At 70.1% G+C, this 16,596-nt stretch carries 11 protein-coding genes; 4 read left to right on the forward strand and 7 right to left on the reverse strand.

Annotation, left to right across the window (positions count from 1 at the left end):
- Positions 1–89 precede the first annotated feature (89 nt).
- The gene (locus tag AB0L59_RS40330; RefSeq protein WP_365592648.1) at positions 90–5,024 is read right to left on the reverse strand and encodes an NAD-glutamate dehydrogenase; all 4,935 of its coding nucleotides are present in this window, start codon (positions 5,022–5,024) and stop codon (positions 90–92) included.
- A 674-nt stretch (positions 5,025–5,698) separates the two neighbouring features.
- Between AB0L59_RS40330 and AB0L59_RS40335 the strand changes: the two genes are divergently transcribed.
- Positions 5,699–6,265: a DJ-1/PfpI family protein gene (locus AB0L59_RS40335; RefSeq protein ID WP_365592650.1), complete on the forward strand. Its 567-nt coding sequence runs from the start codon at positions 5,699–5,701 to the stop codon at positions 6,263–6,265.
- A 157-nt stretch (positions 6,266–6,422) separates the two neighbouring features.
- Here the strand turns inward: AB0L59_RS40335 and AB0L59_RS40340 are convergent, their stop codons facing one another.
- Positions 6,423–7,091, reverse strand: coding sequence for an HAD family hydrolase (locus AB0L59_RS40340; RefSeq protein WP_365592654.1), 669 nt, complete (start codon positions 7,089–7,091; stop codon positions 6,423–6,425).
- 57 nt (positions 7,092–7,148) lie between these two features.
- Positions 7,149–7,661: a hypothetical protein gene (locus tag AB0L59_RS40345; protein ID WP_365592657.1), complete on the reverse strand. Its 513-nt coding sequence runs from the start codon at positions 7,659–7,661 to the stop codon at positions 7,149–7,151.
- A gap of 330 nt (positions 7,662–7,991) precedes the next feature.
- Between AB0L59_RS40345 and AB0L59_RS40350 the strand changes: the two genes are divergently transcribed.
- Complete coding sequence (locus tag AB0L59_RS40350; RefSeq protein ID WP_365592660.1) at positions 7,992–8,498, forward strand: Rv3235 family protein; 507 nt, start codon at positions 7,992–7,994, stop codon at positions 8,496–8,498.
- 191 nt (positions 8,499–8,689) lie between these two features.
- Here AB0L59_RS40350 and secA read toward each other — a convergent pair whose 3' ends face one another.
- Positions 8,690–11,500 (reverse strand): preprotein translocase subunit SecA, encoded by a 2,811-nt coding sequence (gene secA / locus AB0L59_RS40355; protein ID WP_365592662.1) that lies wholly within the window; start codon positions 11,498–11,500, stop codon positions 8,690–8,692.
- A 252-nt stretch (positions 11,501–11,752) separates the two neighbouring features.
- On the opposite strand from secA, the gene AB0L59_RS40360 reads away from it, so the two are divergent.
- Both AB0L59_RS40360 and AB0L59_RS40365 read left to right on the forward strand, forming a co-directional pair.
- Positions 11,753–12,319 carry a GNAT family N-acetyltransferase gene (locus tag AB0L59_RS40360; RefSeq protein ID WP_365592665.1) on the forward strand — a complete coding sequence of 189 codons (567 nt, stop codon included), beginning with the start codon at positions 11,753–11,755 and terminating at the stop codon, positions 12,317–12,319.
- 63 nt (positions 12,320–12,382) lie between these two features.
- Positions 12,383–13,558, forward strand: coding sequence for a crosslink repair DNA glycosylase YcaQ family protein (locus tag AB0L59_RS40365; protein WP_365592668.1), 1,176 nt, complete (start codon positions 12,383–12,385; stop codon positions 13,556–13,558).
- A gap of 16 nt (positions 13,559–13,574) precedes the next feature.
- Here the strand turns inward: AB0L59_RS40365 and AB0L59_RS40370 are convergent, their stop codons facing one another.
- The 3 genes from AB0L59_RS40370 to AB0L59_RS40380 form a co-directional block, all read right to left on the reverse strand.
- Positions 13,575–14,321, reverse strand: coding sequence for a response regulator transcription factor (locus tag AB0L59_RS40370; RefSeq protein WP_365592670.1), 747 nt, complete (start codon positions 14,319–14,321; stop codon positions 13,575–13,577).
- Between the two features lie 208 nt (positions 14,322–14,529).
- Entirely contained in the window at positions 14,530–15,222 is a 693-nt protein-coding gene (raiA, locus tag AB0L59_RS40375; protein ID WP_365592673.1) for a ribosome-associated translation inhibitor RaiA, read from the reverse strand.
- Positions 15,223–15,534: 312 nt separating this feature from the next.
- Positions 15,535–16,485, reverse strand: coding sequence for a ComF family protein (locus AB0L59_RS40380; protein ID WP_365592676.1), 951 nt, complete (start codon positions 16,483–16,485; stop codon positions 15,535–15,537).
- Positions 16,486–16,596: the final 111 nt, after the last annotated feature.

Consider the following 16,596-nt stretch of genomic DNA (forward strand, 5'->3'; position numbering starts at 1 on the left):
CGCTGATCATTTTTGGCTAAGGGTCGGCAAGAAAGGGAACGCCCCGGGTCGATTCGACGTCGGCCCGGGGCGCTCTCATAGCGGTCCGGCTACGAATGCGTGCGCAGCAGCGTCCGCATCGTGCGCATCGCCACCGACAGGTTGGCGAGGTCGAAGGTCTCCGAACCCCGGATCTCCTCCAGGGTGGTGCGCGCCCGGCTCAGGATGGGCGCGTTCTTCTGCTCCCAGGCCTCGAACCGCTGCTCGGGAGTGGAGGTGCCGTTGCCGACCGCCAGGACGTCCGCGGTGAGCGCCGCGTGCGCCGCGTAGAGGTCCTCGCGGATGGAGGCGCGGGCCATGGACTGCCAACGGTCGTTGCGGGGCAGCTCGATGATGCGGTCCATCAGCTGGGTGATGTTCAGCCGGTCGGCGAGGTCGTAGTACACCTCGGCGACGTCCAGCGGCTCCTTGCCCATGCGGTCGGCGACCGACACGATGTCCAGCGCCGGGAAGGCGGAGGAGAACCCGGCCACGCGGGTGGCGAGTTCGTCCGGGACGCCGGCCGCGGACAGCTCGTCGTACACGTGCTGGTACCACTCCAGGTCCCCGCCCCTGAGCAGCTTCGGCAGCTCCTGCCAGACCCGCTCGACCCGCTCGGCGAAGAACTCGACCGTCTCGGCGAGCTGCAGGGGCTGCGGCCGGTTGTTGAGCAGCCAGCGCGTGCCGCGCTCGACGAGCCGGCGCGAGTGCAGCCGGATCCGGGTCTGGACGGCCGCGTCGACCTTGTTGTCCAGGGCCTCCACCGCGTCCCACACCGGCGCCGAGCTGAAGATCGCACGGGCCGCGGTCTGGGCCCGGACGATCTCCTCCAGGGAGGCGCCGGTCTCCTCGCGCAGTCGGTGCAGATACGTCGTACCGCCCGTGTTGACCGTGTCGTTGACCAGCACGGTCGTGGTGATCTCGCGGCGCAGCGGGTGGTTGTCGATGGCCTCGGCGAACTTCTCGCGCAGCGCCGTCGGGAAGTACGCGTGCAGCAGGCTGCGCAGGTACGGGTCGTCCGGCAGCGAGGTCGCCAGCAGCTCCTCGGCGACCGTGATCTTCGTGTAGGCCAGGACGACGGCCGTCTCCGGGCCCGTCAGTCCCTGGGTCTGGGCGAGGCGCTCGCGGATCTGCCGGTCGGTGGGCAGGAACTCCAGCGCCCGGTCCAGGTGGCCCTCGCGCACCAGGTGGCGCAGGAACCGCTGCTGGGCGTGGAGCATGGAGCCCGCCTGGAACAGCGCGTTGGCCAGCGCGGTGTTCTGCGCGTAGTTGTTGCGCAGGACCAGCGCGCCGACCTCGTCGGTCATCTCGGCGAGGATCTTGTTGCGCTGCTTGACGGTCATGTCACCGTCCGCGACCAGGCCGTTCAGCAGGATCTTGATGTTCACCTCGTGGTCGGAGGTGTCCACACCGGCGCTGTTGTCGATCGCGTCGGTGTTGATCTTGCCGCCGTGCATGGCGAACTCGATCCGGCCGAGCTGGGTCAGACCCAGGTTGCCGCCCTCGCCGACGACCTTGACCCGCAGGTCCCTGCCGTCGACTCGGATGGCGTCGTTGGCCTTGTCGCCCACGTCCGCGTTCGACTCCGCCGACGACTTCACGTACGTGCCGATGCCGCCGTTCCACAGCAGGTCCACCGGCGCGTGCAGGATCGCCTTCATCAGGTCGGCCGGGGTCATCTTGGTGACCTTGTCCTCGATGCCGAGGGCCTCGCGGATGTGGGCGTTGATCAGGATCGACTTGGCGCTGCGCGGGAAGATCCCGCCGCCCGCCGACAGCAGCTCGGTGTTGTAGTCGGCCCAGCTGGAGCGGGGCAGTTCGAACAGGCGACGGCGCTCGGCGTACGACGTCTCCGCGTCCGGGGTGGGGTCGATGAAGATGTGCCGGTGGTCGAAGGCCGCGACCAGGCGGATGTGCTCGGAGAGCAGCATGCCGTTGCCGAACACGTCGCCGGACATGTCACCGATGCCGACGACCGTGAAGTCCTCGGACTGAGTGTCCACGCCCAGCTCGCGGAAGTGCCGCTTGACGGACTCCCAGGCGCCGCGCGCGGTGATGCCCATGCCCTTGTGGTCGTAGCCGGCCGAGCCGCCGGAGGCGAAGGCGTCGCCCAGCCAGAAGTTGTACTTCTCCGCGACCCCGTTGGCGATGTCCGAGAAGGTCGCGGTGCCCTTGTCGGCGGCGACCACCAGGTAGGTGTCGTCCCCGTCGTGCCGGACCACGTCCTGCGGGGGCACGACCTCGCCGGCGACCATGTTGTCGGTGATGTCGAGCAGCGCCGAGATGAACGTCTTGTAGCTGGCGATGCCCTCGGCCAGCCACGCGTCGCGGTCCACGCTCGGGTCGGGCAGCTGCTTGGCGACGAAGCCGCCCTTGGCACCGACCGGCACGATGACGGTGTTCTTCACCATCTGCGCCTTGACCAGGCCGAGGATCTCGGTACGGAAGTCCTCACGCCGGTCGGACCAGCGCAGACCACCGCGCGCGACCTTGCCGAAGCGCAGGTGCACGCCCTCGACACGGGGCGAGTAGACCCAGATCTCGTACGCCGGGCGCGGCGCCGGCAGGTCCGGGATGGCCTGCGGGTCGAACTTCATGGAGACGTAGTCGTGCGGCTCGCCGCCGTGCGCCTCCTGGAAGAAGTTCGTGCGCAGGGTCGCCTTGATGACGGTGAGGAAAGACCTGAGGATCCGGTCCTCGTCCAGGCTCGCCACCTGGTCCAGGGCCGCGTCCAGCTCCTCCAGCAGGGCGTCCGTGATCTCCAGGCCGGCCTTCTGCCGCTCCGGGGACATCCGCGCCTCGAAGAGGGAGACGAGGAGCCGGGTGGTGTGGACGTTGTTGCGGAGGGTGTCCTCCATGTAGTCCTGCGAGAAGGTCGACCCGGCCTGCCGCAGGTACTTGGCGTAGGCGCGCAGCACCATCGCCTCCCGCCAGCTCAGCCCGGCACTCAGCACCAGCGCGTTGAAGCCGTCGTTCTCGGCCTTGCCGGTCCAGGTGGCGGCGAAGGCCTCCTGGAAGCGGTCGCGAGCGTCGTCGGCGAGGTGGTCGCCGCCAACCGCCTTGGGCATGCGCAGACCGAAGTCGTAGATCCAGGCGGTGGTGCGGTCCGCGCAGCGCAGCTCGTACGGCCGCTCGTCGGTGACCTCGACGCCGAGGCGGCTGAGCACCGGCAGCACCTTGGAGAGGGAGACGGTGCCACCCTTCTGGTAGATCTTGAACCGGCGCTCCTCCGGCCCGGCGCCCACGGGCTCGTACAGGCTCAGGCTGAAGGTCTTGTCCTCGCTGAGCTGCTCCAGGTGGACCAGGTCGGCAACCGCGGCGCGCGGGGTGTGGTCGGCCTTGTAGCCCTCGGGGAAGGCGTTGCTGTAGCGGCGCAGCACCTCGGCCGCGCGCTCCTCGCCGCACTCGGCGGTCAGCGCCTCGGCGAACGCGTCGGCCCAGGAACGGGCCGCCTCCACCAGGCGGGCCTCGATGCGGTCCCGGTCGGCGTCCGACAGCTCGGGCAGCTCGGTGCCCGGCGGGACACGCACGACGAAGTGCAGCCGGGACAGGATCGACTCGGTGTTCCAGGCGGTGAAGTCGACGCTGACGCCGCCGAGCTCCTCCTTCAGGATGTCGATGATCCTGAGGCGGACACCGGTGGTGTAGCGGTCGCGGGGCAGGTAGACGAGGGCCGAGTAGTAGCGTCCGTATTCGTCCTGGCGCAGGTAGAGCCGCAGCCGGCGGCGCTCCTGCAGATACAGCACGGACGTGACGATGGACTGCAGCTCGGCGACGGGCGTCTGGAACAGCTCGTCGCGCGGGTAGGTCTCCAGGATCTGCAGCAGGTCGCGGCCGTCGTGGCTGTTGGGCGAGAACCCGGCGCGCTCCAGCACCTCGTCGACCTTGCGGCGGATCACCGGGACCCGGCGCACGGACTCGGTGTACGCGGCGGAGGAGAACAGCCCGAGGAAGCGCCGCTCACCCACGACGTTCCCGTCCGCGTCGAACTTCTTGACGCCGATGTAGTCCAGGTACGACGGCCGGTGCACGGTGGCCCGGCTGTTGGCCTTGGTCAGCACCAGCAGCTTGTGCTCGCGGGCCTTGGCCCGGGCGTCGGCCGGCAGCCGCTCGAAGGACGGGCTGACCGGGTGCTGCTCGTCCTCGGCGTGGTGCGGGTCGGAGCGCAGTATGCCGAGGCCGGTGCCGGGCACCGCGGCGAGCGTGTCGTCGTCGCGCAGCTGGTACTCGCGGAAGCCGAGGAAGGTGAAGTGATCGTCGGCCAGCCAGCGCAGCAGTTCGCGGGCCTCCTCGGTCTCGGACCGGGGCAGGTCGTCCGGGACGGGCTCGTGCTCCAGATCGGCGGCGATCCGGGTCGCCGCCTCCCGCATCTTCTCCCAGTCCTCGACGGCCTCACGGACATCGGACAGCACGCGCAGCAGATCGGCGGTGATCTCCTTCAGGTCCGCACGGTCCGTCTCCCGGTCGATCTCGACGTGGATCCAGGACTCGAAGTGCGCGTCGTGCGGGAGGTCACCGCCCGGCGGGATCGGCAGCACCTCGATCAGCTTGCCGGTGAGATCGCGCCGGACCACGAACTGCGGGTGGATGACGACGTGGATGCCGCGCCCGCGGCGGGTCAGCTCATTGGTGACCGAGTCGACGAGGAAGGGCATGTCGTCGGTGACGACTTCCACGACCGAGTGGCTGCAGGTCCACCCGTTCTCCTCCACGGTCGGGGTGTGCACCCGCACGTTCGCCGTGCCCTGCGGGCGGTTCTCGGCGAGGCGGTAATGCGAGAGCGCGGCACCGAAGACGTCGACCGGGTCGCGGTCGGTGAGGTCTTCCGGGGCGGTGTGCAGGTAGTAGCGCTGGAGGAACGCGAGTACGGACTCGCTGTCCGGGGTGCCCGGGGAGCCCTTGCCCGTGGTCCCGGTCGGTAGGTGCCCCCCGACCGGGCTGTTCTCAGCTACCCGGGCAGCCCTCTCGAGCAGCTCGGCCTTGGCTTCGTCCAGCTTGGTCTGCATTGTCCTCTGACTCCTGTCGCGCGCCGTTGCGTGACGTAGAAGGAAGTACGGTCTCTTTCCCTCCGGCTCGACGCCACGGCCCGGGGTGTCCGGTCCGCTTAGACGCTATGCCGCGAGGTGAGATGAGCGGGGGGATTTCAGCCATTCTCGACACGCCTGTCGGGTGTGACGCTGCTCTCGGCGCCGCCGTGTCCAGGAGTGCCCTCGGCGCCTCGGGAGCTGCCGCGGCCCCGCCCCGCCCGCGAAGACCAGCGACCGCCGCCCGGTCACGGAGGTGTTCCGTGCAACCCGGGCGCAGGGCAGGGGCAGGAGCGCCCCCGCGAGATATCGCGCTGATCACGCCACAAGGCTATCGCTCCTCACCCGGGGCCCGTCATGAGCCGTATGTGTACAAAACCGAGGGGTGAAGTTTGACGTTCTGCACAGGGGTGGGGTGGGGGTCGGTGGCGTATCCGGTGGAGGGCGGGTGTCGGGCGCGTGTGCCGCCCACGGTGTCCGGTCGCGCGGTACGAGCCCCGACCGCACTCTGAGTACAGGGCACCCTGCACCGCGTCGGGCGCCCGGCCGTGGGCCGGAACCGCGAGGGCCCCCTTGGCAAGCACGCCCGGTGCCGGCACGTTGCCCAGGGACAGTGCGTCCCGCCCAGGAGCACCGGAGTACCCGGAGGAGCCGACATGCCCGCGAAGATCCTGATCGTCACCGGCGACGCGGCGGAGTCCCTGGAAGTCCTCTACCCGTACCAGCGCCTGCTCGAGGAAGGCTACGAGGTCCACATCGCGGCCCCCTCCCGCAAGACTCTCCGCTTCGTCGTCCACGACTTCGAACCCGGCTACGACACCTACACCGAGAAGCCCGGCTACACCTGGCCCGCCGACCTGGCCTTCTCCGACGTGGACCCCGGCGAGTACGCGGCGCTCGTCATCCCTGGCGGCCGGGCCCCCGAGTACCTGCGCAACGACGCCGAACTCCGCAAGATCCTCAAGGCGTTCTTCGACTCCGACAAGCCGGTCGCCCAGATCTGCCACGGCCCGCTGCTCACCGCCGCGATCGACGGCCTGCGCGGCCGCCGGGTCACCTCGTACCCCGCGCTCGAGCCGGACATGCAGGCGGCCGACGCACGCTTCCAGGACACCGAGGTCGTGATCGACGGGACCCTCGTCTCCTCCCGAGCCTGGCCGGACCACCCGTCCTGGATGCGCGAGTTCCTGAAGGTCCTGCGCACGAAGGCACCGGCGAGCTGAGGGGCCGCGGGAGCGGTACTGGGCTGCGGGCCGCACCGGCCTGTCGGCCGGATCCGGGTGGGGTTCCCTCGTGGCGCCGTCGTGGCTGGTCGCGCAGTTCCCCGCGCCCCGGGGAGCTGCCGTACCGTCGGCCTCCCGGCGCGGCCGGCGCCCGCGGTTACGCCGCTATTCGCTGCGCTTCCTCCACCGCCTGCGCCAGCGTGTCCACCACCGGTACCCCCACTTCCTCCAGGCTGTCCCGGCTGTGCGACCCCCCGGTGTACAGCACGGCCCGAGCCCCCGCCTCACGCGCCGCGACCGCGTCGTCCGCCGCGTCCCCGATCACCACGGTCCGCGCCGGCTGGACAACGCCGCTCAGCGCCTCCAGATGCCGCACCATGTGCTGGGCCTTGCTGCCTCCGGACGGCCCCGTACGCCCGTCGACCCGCAGAAAGTGCGTCTCTATCCCGAAGCCCCGCACCAGCGGCACCAGTTCCTCGTGCCCGTACATGCTCAGCAGCGACTGGCTGTGCCCCGCCGACCGCCACCCCGCGAGCAGCTCCGCCGCCCCCTCGGTCAGGCGGCACCGTTCCCGGTGCGTCGCGTAGTGCCGGTGGAAGACCCCGTCCATCAGCTCCCACTCGGCATCGGTCGGCAGCCGGCCCAGCAACCGCTCGTAGAAGTTCGGCACCGGCACGCAGTACAGCGACCGGTACTGCTCCAGCGTGATCGGCGCGAGCCCCAGTTCGGCGAAGGCCGCGTTCGTGGCGCCGATGATCGCCTCGTTGTCGTGGAACAGCGTGCCGTTCCAGTCCCAGACGATGTGCGCGCTTGCCTGCATCCCCATGCCGAAAACCGTACCCGCCCCCACTGACAACGCCGGCGGTCGGCCGATCCACCCAGGTCAGGAGGGTCCGATCAGGTTGGGGATCTCCTGCGTGGCGTACCACAGCAGCTCGTGGTCGTCCGCTCCGTCCACGACGAACTGGGCGTCGTCGTCCCCGCCGTCGGCCGCCTCCAGCGCTTCCGCCGCCGCGGCCACGTCCCGCTCCGCGTCATCGGCGTCGACATGCACCGCGGCCGCCTCGGCGAGCGGCACCGTCACGGCCACGGTCACCTCGCCGAGTGCGGACGGGTCGAGCCCGCGGTCCGGGTCGGCACTCGCCGCGCCGTCGGCCACGTCCACGGCGACCACGACCCGGCGCCGCACCGCGCCCGGCTCCGCCGCGAGCAGCCGCAGCGAGGCCAGCGCGGCCCGGCTGAGCGCCGCGTACTCCAGCTCCTCGATGTCCTCGGAGAGATACCACTCGCGCAACGCGGGTGTGACGGCATACGCGACGAAGGGGCCGCTCCCCAGCTCACCCGTTCTGTGCGCCTCGGCGAGACCGGGGAGGGTCAGGGGGACGTAGACGCGCATGCTGGCCGCTCTTTTCCGCTCAAAGGCTCCGCTGAGGCCCCGGGAAGGCCCGCTGCCGCGTCTCCCGGAGGGCCTTCAGGATACGTGCGCCCGTCCCCTTTCGGGTCCCTGCCCACCTCCTCGTAGGCGTCCACTCCGGGCCGGGAATTCACCCGGTTCCCCCGCCCCGTACCGGGGTTTCGGGCCCCTCCGATCCCTCGGATAGGGGAACTTCTCCGCCGCTCACGGGCGCTCGTGCCCGTCCTTGCCACCCCGCTCTCCGCCCCCGTACAAGATCCCCACCAGCGAGTTACCGCCCGGTATCACCCGGGCCAGCCGAACGGGGACCCCATGAACAAGGTCATGAGCCGCACCGCCCAGCCCCGCCCGCGCCACCGCCCGCCGACCCGCCACGACACCCGCCGCCCGGGCGGCGCCCCGCCCCGGAAGCCGTCGATCAGGGGCAGGCACGAGCTGCCTCCGGCCGTGACGCGGAGCGGGAGCACGGACGTCACAACGCCGCAGAGCGCCCAGCCGCCAGTTCGCCCCACCGACCTCTTCGCAGACCGTCTGCTGGCCGTTCTGAGCGGTCAGCGGCCCGTCCACTGGATGCTCCGCCACACCGCGGGCCGCGCCTACGACGAGCTGGCCCGCCTGGCGGAGCACAGGCCCCTGCGCGCGCACGGATCCCGCCCCGTCGTCCACGACATCGGCTACTACGTCCCCAGCGAGGGCGCCCTGGAGGTCTTCGCCCGCATCGCCGCCGGCGACCGACTCCGCGCCCTGGCCTTCCGCCTGGAACGAGGCCAGGACCTCCGCTGGCGCTGCACAGCCGTAGAGACCGGCCCCCGCCCCTAGGCGTGCGGTCCCGGCACGGCCGGGCGCGGTAGCTGCGGGCGACCGCGAAGCGGCCTTGCACCGCAGCGCCGGCGCGGCAGTGCGGGCAAGCGGCCCCACCCAGCCGCACCGTAGCGCGGCGACACCGAAGGGCCGGGTTCCCTAAGGAACCCGGCCCTCCTCAACGGCCAACGCGCCGCAGGTGCCCCGCGCTACTTCTTACGGCGCCGTCCGCCCTTGGCCTGCCGGCGCCGCTCGGCCCGGGTCAGCCCATCCGCCTCGGACCGCACCGGCTCGTCGTCCTCGAGGTCGCGCTCGACGATGCCGCCCTCACCGTCCACGGTGGGCGCCGAGAAGTGCAGGTCCCGCCGCTGCGGGACGTCCAGCCCCTTCGCACGGATCTCCGGACGCGCCCCGGCCTGCGCCGGAACCGTCTCCTGGGCGCCCTCGCCGACCAGCTCCTCGGCCTCGACCGGGACCTCCTCGACCTGCTGCTCGACCTGGACCTCCAGGTTGAACAGATAGCCGACGGACTCCTCCTTGATGCCCTCCATCATCGCGGTGAACATGTCGAAGCCCTCGCGCTGGTACTCGACCAGCGGGTCCTTCTGCGCCATCGCGCGCAGGCCGATGCCCTCCTGGAGGTAGTCCATCTCGTAGAGGTGCTCGCGCCACTTGCGGTCGAGGACCGACAGCACGACCCGGCGCTCCAGCTCACGCATGATCTCGGAGCCGAGCTGCTCCTCCCGGGCCTCGTACTGCTCGTGGATGTCCTCCTTGATGGACTCGGAGATGAACTCGGCCGTCAGTCCGGCGCGGTCGCCGGCGGCCTCCTCCAGCTCCTCGATGGTGACCTTCACCGGGTACAGCTGCCGGAAGGCGCCCCACAGCCGGTCCAGGTCCCAGTCCTCGGGGAAGCCCTCGGAGGTCTCCGCGTGGATGTACGCGTCGATCGTGTCGTCCATGAAGTGCTGGACCTGCTCGTGCAGGTCCTCGCCCTCGAGCACGCGCCGGCGCTCGCCGTAGATGACCTCACGCTGCCGGTTGAGGACCTCGTCGTACTTCAGAACGTTCTTACGGGTCTCGAAGTTCTGCTGCTCGACCTGCGACTGCGCGGACGCGATCGCGCGCGTGACCATCTTGTTCTCGATCGGCACGTCGTCGGGCACGTTGGCCATGGACATCACGCGCTCGACCATCTGGGCCTTGAACAGACGCATCAGGTCGTCGCCGAGCGACAGGTAGAAGCGGGACTCGCCCGGGTCGCCCTGACGGCCGGAACGACCGCGCAGCTGGTTGTCGATGCGCCGCGACTCGTGCCGCTCGGTGCCGAGGACGTAGAGGCCGCCGAGCTCCTCGACCTCCTCCTTCTCGGCCTTGACGGCCTGTTCGGCCTTCTCCAGGGCGGCCGGCAGCGCCGCGGCCCACTCCTCGATGTGCTCCTCGGGGTCGAGGCCGCGCTGGCGCAGCTCCGCCTCGGCGAGGTCCTCGGGGTTGCCGCCGAGCTTGATGTCCGTACCGCGACCGGCCATGTTGGTGGCCACGGTCACCGCGCCCTTGCGGCCGGCCTGGGCGACGATCGACGCCTCGCGCTCGTGCTGCTTGGCGTTCAGCACCTCGTGCTGGATGCCGCGCTTGCTCAGCTGCTGCGAGAGGTACTCCGACTTCTCGACGGAGGTCGTGCCGACGAGGATCGGCTGGCCCTTCTCGTGCTTCTCGGCGATGTCGTCGACGACCGCCTCGAACTTGGCGACCTCTGTGCGGTAGATCAGGTCCGACTGGTCCTTGCGGATCATCGGCCTGTTGGTCGGGATCGGGACCACGCCGAGCTTGTAGATCTGGTGGAACTCGGCGGCCTCGGTCATCGCCGTACCGGTCATGCCGGAGAGCTTGCCGTAGAGGCGGAAGAAGTTCTGCAGGGTGATCGTGGCGAGCGTCTGGTTCTCGTCCTTGATGTCCACCCCTTCCTTCGCCTCGATCGCCTGGTGCATGCCCTCGTTGTAGCGACGGCCCGCGAGGATACGGCCGGTGTGCTCGTCGACGATCATGACCTCGCCGTCGATGACGACGTAGTCCTTGTCGCGCTTGAAGAGCTCCTTGGCCTTGATGGCGTTGTTCAGGTAGCCCACGAGGGGGGTGTTCACCGACTCGTAGAGGTTGTCGATGCCCAGCCAGTCCTCGACCTTGGTGACGCCGGACTCGTGGATGGCGACCGTGCGCTTCTTCTCGTCGACGTCGTAGTCGCCGGTCTCCTCGACGCCCTTGAGCGGGTTGCCCGCCTCGCCCTTCTTCAGGCGCAGGACCAGCTTGGCGAAGTCGCCGTACCACTTGGTGGCCTGGTCGGCCGGGCCGGAGATGATCAGCGGCGTACGGGCCTCGTCGACCAGGATGGAGTCGACCTCGTCGACGATCGCGAAGTTGTGGCCGCGCTGCACCAGCTCGTCCTGCGACCACGCCATGTTGTCGCGCAGGTAGTCGAAGCCGAACTCGTTGTTCGTGCCGTAGGTGATGTCGCAGTTGTACTGCTCGCGGCGCTGGGCCGGGGTCATGCTGGCGAGGATGCAGCCGACGTTCAGGCCGAGGAACTTGTGAACGCGGCCCATCATCTCGGAGTCGCGCTCGGCCAGGTAGTCGTTGACCGTGACGATGTGGACGCCCTTGCCGGAGAGGGCGTTCAGATACGCGGGCAGGGTGCCGACGAGGGTCTTGCCCTCACCGGTCTTCATCTCGGCCACGTAGCCGAGGTGGAGGGCGGCGCCGCCCATCAGCTGCACGTCGTAGTGCCGCTGGCCGAGCACGCGCTTGGCGGCCTCACGGACGGTGGCGAACGCCTCGGGGAGCAGGTCGTCCAGGCTCTCACCATCGGCGTACCGCTGCTTGTACTCATCGGTGAGGGCCCGCAGCTCGGCGTCGGAGAGGTCGACGAAGTCCTCTTCGATGGAGTTGACCTGGTCCGCGATGCGGTGCAGCTTGCGCAGGATCTTGCCTTCGCCTGCACGCATGATCTTCGAGAGGACGGACACGGGGGTTTGTCTCCTTGCCGGTCGGGCCTGGGACGGTCGGTTTCCATTTGACGTACTGAGCAACGGCCATCGTATGCGAGGACCCGGCTGGGCCGGGAGGCCTGGCGGCCCGACGGCTGCTTCATCCAGGACAACGGACGGGATAAGCGGATAGTGCCGCATCGGCGCGAGGAATTGCGCGAACTGTGATCACGTGCTCACGTATAGCGAAAATCGATGGCCCGGCCGCGTACCGCCGAGCACAATCAGCCGATGGAACCCGTCACACTCACCACGGACCGCCTGGTCCTGCGCACGGTCGGCCCGCACGACACCCAGGCGGTGTACGACGCCGCGCAGGACCCCGACATCCAGCGCTGGACCACGGTGCCGTCGCCGTATCTGCCCGAGCACGCCGGCAGCTTCACCGAAGAGCTGGTCCCCGACGGCTGGGCACAGGGTTCGATGTTCACGTTCGGCGTCTTCCTCACCGGCGGGGACCTCGCCGGCATGCTCGGCCTCACCATGCGCTCCCTCGGCGTGGCGGAGGTCGGCTTCTGGGCGGCCAAGGAGCACCGAGGCCGCGGCTATGTCACGGAGGCGACACTCACCGCCTGCCGGTGGATCTTCACCCAGATCGGCGTCGACCGGGTCGAATGGCGTGCCGAGGTCGGCAACCACGCCTCCCGCGCGGTGGCGGAACGGGCGGGTTTCACCATGGAGGGCACCCTGCGCTCGGCGATCAACAACAAGGGAGTGCGCCGCGACTGCTGGGTCGGCTCCCTGCTCCCCTCGGACCTGGGCCTGCCGTCCACGGCGCCGTACCTGCCCCGCTCCTGACCGCCCGGGTACGTCCGCGCAGGTCGAGACCGACTGTCAGTGGCACCCTCTATCGTCCGGGGCATGACGACCCTTCCGCGCCCGACCACCACCCTCACCGCGGACGACGCCCGCCGTATCGCCCTGCGGGCCCAGGGCTTCCTCGGCGCGCCCGACCGGCGGGCCGGGGTCCGTGGGGTGCTGCGCCACCTCGGCGCGGTCCAGCTGGACACGATCTCGGTTCTCGCCCGCTCCCACGAGCTCGTGCCGTACGCCCGGCTCGGCGCGGTCGGCCGCAAGACGGTCGAGGCCGCCTACTGGCAGGACACGCACGCCTTCGAGTACTGGTCGCACGCGGCGTGCATCCTGCCCGTCGAGGAGTGGCCGCACTTCGCCTTCCGCCGCCGCGCCTACCGGGACCGCCCGCACTGGAACCACGAGCTGCCCGAAGGTGTTTACGACCAGGTCATCAAACAGCTGCGGGCGGAAGGCCCGCTGACCTCCACGGAGCTGGGCGGCGCGAAGAAGACGAGCGACTGGTGGGACTGGTCCGGCACCAAGGTCGCCGTGGAGCGCGCGCTGATGTACGGCGAGGTGGTGTGCGTCGAGCGGCGCGGCTGGAAGCGGGTGTACGACCTCGCCGAGCGCGCCGTCCCGGACGCGCTGCTGCACGACGAGCTGGACGACACCGAGTGCCTGCGCCGCTTGGTCCGGCTGGCCGGCGAGTCCCTCGGGGTCGGCACGCGCGCGGACATCGCCGACTACCACCGCCTCAAGGGAGAGCAGGTGGAGGCGGTGATCGCCGACTCGGGTCTGGTGCCGGTCGAGGTCGAGGGCTGGTCCAAGCCGGCGTGGGCCGACCCGGCGGCGCTGGCGACAGCGCCGCGCGGCCGTCATCGCACCACGCTGCTGTCCCCGTTCGACTCGCTGATCTGGGAGCGGGCGCGCACGGAGCGCATCTTCGGCTTCACCCACCGCCTGGAGGCGTACGTGCCCAAGCCCAAACGGGTCTACGGCTACTTCGCGATGCCGGTGCTCGCGGGCGGCCACCTGGTCGGGCGGGTGGATCCGGCGCGCGAGGGGCACACGCTGGTGGCCAAGCAGGTCACGCTGGACGGCCCGAAGGCGGTCCCGGCGGTCGCCCAGGCCCTGATCGAGGCGGCGACCTGGGTGAACTGCACGAACGTCCGGGTGGAGCGGGTGGACGCGCCCGACCTGCGCGAGCCCCTGGCCAGGGAACTCGCCCGCGCCCTCGGCTGACCCCGCCGGATTCCGGCTACCGGATCTCGAGGATCTTTTCCCGCATCGCGTAGACCACGGCTTCCATCCTGGAGTGCAGCTGAAGCTTCTCCAGGATGTTGCGGACGTGGTTCTTCACGGTGTTCTCGGAGATGAACAGCTCTTTCGCGATGTCCCGGTTGTTCATCCCGGTGGCGACGAGCTTGAGGACCTCCAGCTCGCGGTCGGTCAACCGGGGCGCGGGCACCAGCCGGCGCTCGTCGGTGCGCTGGATCATCGACTTGAACTCGGTGAGGAGCTTGGACGCCATGGACGGGCTGATCTGCGACTGTCCGTCGGCCACCGCGCGAATGGCGGTCGCCACCTCGTCCGTGGAGATCTCCTTGAGCAGGTATCCGGTCGCGCCCGCCTTGATCGCGTCGTAGAGGTCGGCCTCCTCGTCGCTGATCGTCAACATGATGATCTTGGCGCTGGGGGCGACCTCCTTGATGGAGGTGCAGGCCTCGATCCCACCGCGCTTGGGCATGCGGACGTCCATCAGCACGATGTCGGGCAGCAGGTCGGCTGCCTTGTCCACGGCCTCGGCGCCGTCGCCGGCCTCGCCGACGACCTGGATGTCCTCCTCGGCCGCGAGCACGATCTCCAGGCCGCGCCGGAAGAGGGCGTGGTCGTCCACGACCAGGACTCTGATCGGCTCCGCGCGCACGGAGCCCGTGTCCGGGCCCACGCCGATGACAGCGTCGTCGCCATCCTCGTCCCGCATCGGTCCGAAGGTGTCCGCCATCGTTCCTCCCCCTGAGGCTGTGGCCTGTGGTCCTGTGCCATCGCCAACCCAAGGCAGCGGCCCACCGGTTGGGCCGTCCGGCCATGATTTCATGCCCGGGCGGCACAGAGGTGACGTGCGGGGCGTGAAGTGGTCGCACACAGGTGCCCCTGGGGGCGCACACGCGCTTCCAGGGGCACGGGCACCGGCTCGCCGTGGGCCGGGTGGGTCAGCCACCCAGCGTGCCACCCGCCGCGGGGGGCTGCGCCTCAGCGACCATCGGGTCCGTGCTGAGGTGGATCACGCCGTAGTCGTAGGCGTGTCGCCGGTAGACGACGCTCGGTTCCTTCGTCTCCGCGTCGACGAACAGGTAGAAGTCGTGGCCGACCAGTTCCATCTCGTAGAGGGCCTGGTCGAGGCTCATCGGGGCAGCGACGTGGGTCTTCTCGCGGACGACGAGTGGGCCTTCGCCCTTGACCTCCAGCGAGCCGATCTTCTTCGTCGGCACTCCGTCCGTGTCCTCGTCGTGGGCGGGGAGTCCGTTGCCGTTCAGCGTCGCCGCGCCCGGAACGTGGTCGGGCACCTCGGCCGCCGAGATCCGGCGTGCGCCTCGCCGCGAGAAACGCTTGTCGTGCTGCTTGCGCAACCGGGCGTCCAGCTTCTCCGCCGCCAGGTCGAGTGCCGCGTACGGGTCGCTGGCCGCCGCTTCCGCCCGGATCACCGGACCGCGGGAGCGGAGCGTGATCTCCACTCGGTCACAGCGGTCGGCCTGTCGGGGGTTGGGCTCCTTGGACACCTCGACGTCGAGGCTGATCACCTTGGCATCGAGCCTCTGGATCTTCTCCAGCTTCAGCTTCTCGGCCACGTGCTTGCGGAACCGCTCGGGCACCTCGGTCTTGCGGCCCTTGACGACGATGTCCACGCAGAACTCCGTTCCCGGATCGCCCCGCTCGCTCGGCGGAGCATCTCCCTTTTGCACCAGGTCCGGTGAGCACCGGACCGCGGACTCGGTGACTTCCACCTCCTCCTCCCCCTAGGGCGAGATCTCCACCCCACCGGCACGGGTGATTGCGGAAAACCCGTGACACGGCATTCCGATATGAGAGGTGTGGCCTGCGCCTTTCCTCACAACCGAACATATCTCGCCCGGACGGATGTCGTCACCCTCTACTCCGGCGTACCTCCGTTCAGGTGAATTACCCCTCACGCCACCTGCAACGATGCAGGTCAGCGGTCAGTCTCTGTTTATTTCGAAAGAATCCCACGGAGCGGCGACCACGGCCGCTTGGAGCGCATGCGGGAGGGGGTTCGCCACCGTCTTTTCCGGTGCACCATGCACCCACTTCCCGTTCTCCCACCGCGCTCCGATCCGTCGTTCATCCCTTCCTTCCCGAGTTACGGCCTCGTACACGGCCGCACTCACTCCAGTTCGCTCCTCTGCCACCTCTCGGACAGCCCGCGCCGCCTCCGCGAGGCTCGCGCCCGTCGTGATCAGGTCGTCGACGAGCACGACATGACCGGAGCCGAGCAGCCGCGCACCGCCTGCCGTCACCTCCAGGGCACCAGCGAGGTTCGCGAGGCGCCGCCGCGCGTCGAGCCCTGCCTGGTCCGCCACCGGCCGCCGCTGGCGCAGCACGGCCGCCACCCTGGCCGGCGTCCCGGTGCGGCGCAGCTGCCCGGCCGCCGCGAGTGCCATCCGCCGTACCGGATCGTGCCCACGCGCCCGCACGGCCCACCGAGCGGAGGGCACGGGGACGAGCAGTACCGGCTCGAGACTCCCGCCCCGGCCCGACCGGTCACCGCCTTCGGCGACCGCACCAGCACCAGCACCAGCACCAGCACCAGCACCGAGATGACCGGAAACGGCCGTGACTGCGCTACCGGTACCGCTCCCGCCGAGCCCCGCCCGCACGGCCCCGGCCAAGGCCGCGCCCAGCGCTCCCGCGAGCGCCAGCGCACCCCGCTCCTTGTGTGCGAGAAGGAGCGTGCGCACCTCCCCCGCGTACGGGGCCGCCGCATGCACCACCGGCAGTCCGGCCGGCTCCGGCACCGGCCGCACCCGGCGCGGCGCCCTTCCGTCCAGCGCGGCCCGGCAGCGTGGGCAGAGCAGCGTACGAGGTGCCCCGCAGCCCGCGCAGTCGGCCGGCAGCACCAGATCGGTGAGGTCCCGCCACCACCCCCGCATGTCCACCACTGTGCCCATGTCGCAGCCGCGAGGCCACCCCTGTGGAAAACCCCCTGTGGACAACCGCAGCGGCGCCCACCGCACGACATCCCGAGGGAACGGCCGTAGCCA

Origin of the sequence: Streptomyces sp. NPDC052109, from assembly GCF_040680195.1 — a bacterium.
In the GTDB taxonomy this organism is placed as follows: domain Bacteria; phylum Actinomycetota; class Actinomycetes; order Streptomycetales; family Streptomycetaceae; genus Streptomyces.